Below are 3,117 nucleotides of genomic sequence, written 5' to 3'. Positions count from 1 at the left end.
GCTGATCAATAGAAATACAACAACCATCACCATGTTGCAGTAATCGAGCCGTGCAAAGGAATCATTCTCGGATAAGATATTCCTTACCGCATTATAAGCCCCTGTATATGGGATAAAATCCGAAAAACTTTTCTGTGCGACAAGCACGGAAAAGACCAACATAAACATGCCTACTCCAATTGGGTAGATAAAACTTCTGAACAATAGGCTTAGGGCAAGCTGAATCATAGCGATAGCCGAGAGCGTAATAAAAAGTTTCAAAAACGTATAAAAGATTACGACCCTAAAATCATAATTCTGAAACCCCAGTACGGGGTAAATCAGGCTGAGCAGATAACCACTGATCAGAAATGCAGCGTAAGCAAAGAGTATTGAAAACAGTAAGGTCAGCAGGATAAAGACGGCTTTGGAAAAGAAAATATTCGATTTACTGATGGGCACAGTAAAGAGTATTTTATAATTGTTATTCTTATACTCCACATCACAGCAAGCATATACAAACAAAGCGACAAGAATGGGATAGAGTAGATAAAAAAATTGAAATACATATCGACCCAATAAGACTTTCCAGGGATTTGGAATGGCGCTGGCACCACCGGAATTGACAATGTCATAGATTATATAAGCGCTAATCGCAAAAATGAGCAGCATAGGTGCGATCAAGACCCCAAAAATTTCCCTGTTACGAAGAAGTTTGTACTTTTCAGACAAAAAAGCAGTATAAAATGTATTAGCCATTTGCACGAGCGATTAGGTTTATAAAAATTTGTTCAAGGTCAGCACCACGGGATTCCAGCCCATAAATAGCAATCTGCTGTTCAACCAATGATTTGATCACAAAATCAAATTGTTGATCATCCCCTATACTGACGACAACATTTTGACCATCGATCTTAACGGTAGAAAAACCTGCATTTTGCAAAATAGAAACTGTTGCAGCAGGATTGGATGTCCGTAAGAACACTTCTCGGTCAACCTGTCCCAGCAGCTCATGCTTAGTTCCTTGGAAAATCATTTTCCCACCTTCTATGATACCAATGTGTGTTGCTATTTTTTCAAGCTCACTCAAAATATGGCTTGAAAGAAAGATCGTCTTACCCTGTTCATTGAGGTGACAAAACAAGTTGCGCATTTCCACAATACCCTGTGGGTCGAGACCATTTAATGGTTCATCCAGAATGAGTAATTGGGGATCATGAAATATCGCCATTGCAATCCCTAACCGCTGTTTCATACCCATAGACAAAGCATTCGTTTTTTTCTTTTTCTCCCGATGAAGATCAACCATTTCCAACACTTCATCAATGCGTTTATTCCCTTTTTTATGAATGATATCCAAATACTTTAAATTTTCAAAAACGGTTAACTTAGTATAATAACAAGGCGATTCGATCAGGTTTCCAACATTCGTATAGATACGTGTTCGATTTGTCCTAAGACTATTTCCCTGAATAAAAATCGCATCTGTCCGGTCCTCCAAAAGACCTAAAAGTAGCTTGATTGTTGTCGATTTTCCGGCTCCATTTCGCCCGAGATAGCCATAAATACCCTTTTCTGGTACCTGCAGACTGATGTTATCCAGGATTGTTTTCGCGCCTATTTTAAAGCTAAGTTGTTTTGTGAGGATACTTTCCATTGGTGTTACCGGTAAATTGGATCTTTATTGATATCGATATAGAAAATGCCGTCGATAAAGTCGTGCCACCTTCTATCTTCATCAATCCCTTGATTGATGACTGAACTAAAATTCTGTTTTAAAATACTATTGTTGGACAACTCCCGAAGATCTAAAAAGAAATAAGGCAATTTAGTGGCATGAAATACATTTTCCACGGCCAACTTACCCACTCTATCGACAACACGGCCAGTTTTATCATATCGTCCATAGGAAGTAAAATCCAGACTATACGCTTGAGCGCCGTATTTACGCTTTAGATAAGTCCCGAGGGGCCGATAATCTTTATTGTATGGCGCAGAAAAGCTATGGATATTGGCACACCAGACGATAATCTTTTTGCCGGCGTAAAGCGAATCGATCTGATAGGTTAGATTTTCCGCCATCAGTGAATCTCTAAAATGCATGCTCTGCATCGACCCAGTTTTATAGCGCCAAGATTTGTCAAAGTTGTGCTTCATATCAGACAGATATCGGCTATAGATCAGATGCTCCGAGTCTTTTACGCCGCTGAGGATCCTACGGTTCAATTCATCCAGTTCTGCCAGGAACTGTTTTTTTTCGTTCGCATTGAGCCGTTTACTGGCAAAAGGTTCATAAGTTAGATACTCCAGCCTGTTGCTATTTTTTTTCAATAACGGATATTTGGTCGAATCTATCCCGTTTTTAAGCAGGAAATCTTCCAATAATTTTACGCGTATATTTGATAAGCCCCTGCCTGAAAATTGGATATCAAATCCGCCGAGGATCATTGGACGCTCTGTTGATTTTGTTTTTTTATAATACGTTAAGAGGGGCTGATTTTCCTGATTTTGCCACCAGAAGTCGAATAGTCCAGTACCACCGATCGTTTTTTCCTGCGACTTATCCATCAGGGTATCCATCTGTGCATTCATCATCCACATATCATACTGCCCTGCCTCATATAAAACAACATTATAATCCAGCTGTTCGTGGAGATAACGAATGATCCTGGCTTTCGCTTTAAAAGTTTCGCCATCATTGTGCATCATTTCGCCCAACATCAGGATTCTATTGTTTTTTAGCATAGCATCAAAAAAACTTAAATCCGAAAAATTACTATCGGTCATTAAGATACTTTTGACGTCTTGTTTATGACGATTTACTTCGGTCAATACTATCGTAGCGTTGGCTACGGGCATATCATCATAAACAAGTTTATTAAACGATAAGATTAAGATAATCGTTACCGCAAGTGCGCATAGAACACTTCTCATTTATCTCAGTTTATATAATTCATAATTGATCTATCTACTGCGTATTACGCTAAAGTAGGACGTATTTTAATATATGATGATCATTTTTTCTTTTTCCATAAAAAATTACACAAAAAAAATTAGAAATATAACATGACAATAAAAAGGCGGTTAAGTGAGTATAACACTTAACCGCCTTGCTTGCTTGCTTGCTTGCTTGCTTGC

3 protein-coding genes are annotated in these 3,117 nt (G+C 38.5%); all 3 read right to left on the bottom strand.

Annotation, left to right across the window (positions count from 1 at the left end; all coding sequences use genetic code 11):
* Positions 1-738 (bottom strand): ABC transporter permease (locus B2X72_RS00780; RefSeq protein ID WP_286848063.1); only part of this gene is annotated, 738 nt, incomplete at its 3' end.
* On the bottom strand, positions 731-1,636 hold the full coding sequence (locus tag B2X72_RS00775; protein WP_070567420.1) for an ABC transporter ATP-binding protein: 906 nt from the start codon (positions 1,634-1,636) through the stop codon (positions 731-733). The genes B2X72_RS00780 and B2X72_RS00775, both read right to left, overlap by 8 nt.
* 5 nt (positions 1,637-1,641) lie before the next feature.
* Positions 1,642-2,913, bottom strand: a complete 1,272-nt coding sequence (locus B2X72_RS00770) for an erythromycin esterase family protein (RefSeq protein ID WP_286848062.1) — start codon at positions 2,911-2,913, stop codon at positions 1,642-1,644.
* Positions 2,914-3,117: the final 204 nt, after the last annotated feature.

This window comes from Sphingobacterium sp. UBA7253, from assembly GCF_002472745.1.
Lineage (GTDB): Bacteria > Bacteroidota > Bacteroidia > Sphingobacteriales > Sphingobacteriaceae > Sphingobacterium > Sphingobacterium siyangense.
The sequence above is the reverse complement of the archived record's forward strand: the minus strand, read 5'-3'. Positions and strand labels throughout refer to the sequence as shown.